This is a genomic window from Thiocapsa imhoffii (genome assembly GCF_016583985.1).
Classification (GTDB): domain Bacteria; phylum Pseudomonadota; class Gammaproteobacteria; order Chromatiales; family Chromatiaceae; genus Thiocapsa; species Thiocapsa imhoffii.
Window position 1 is genome coordinate 1 of record NZ_NRSD01000103.1, and the last position, 556, is coordinate 556.

Here is a 556-nt window from a genome sequence, read left to right on the forward strand (position 1 = left end):
TCAGCGCCGGCGCACCCAGATAGGTCACCGTCACCGTCGCCCGATTCGACGGCGTCCCCAGATCATCCGACACCTGGTACTGGATCGGCGTCGGATTGCCCTCAAAGCCCGCCTCGGGCGTGAAGGTGATCGCACCCGTGTCCGCATCCACCGTCCAAGTGCCTTCACCGGGCACCGTCTTGGTCTTGCCGTCGCTGCCGGCATCGGCACCGTCGATCACCACCGTCGTCGGATCGAGCGTCCGCCCGTCAGCGGCCGCATCGTTGTCCACCACCGGCAACGTCACCGGCGTGCCCATCGGGTTGTCCAGCGATGCATCATCCTCGGCCGTCGGCGCCACCGGCGGCTGCACCGGGGTCGACAGCTCGGTCGTCTCCGGATCGGTCTGATCCGAGTCAACCGACGCCGTGTTGACCACCACCGCCGCGCTCGCATCGGCGAGCGTGACCGTGTAGGTACCCACCAGCTCGCAGGTCGCACCCGGCGCCACACTGGCACAGGTGATCTCGTCCGGCGTGATCAGGTCGTCGCTGACCACCACGTTGGTCAGGGTCAC

General features: G+C 67.8%; 1 protein-coding gene. It reads right to left on the reverse strand.

Translation table 11 applies throughout. The annotated features are described in order from the left end of the window. The coding region (locus tag CKO25_RS20830) for an Ig-like domain-containing protein (protein ID WP_200389849.1) at positions 1 to 556 on the reverse strand (556 nt) is incomplete at both ends.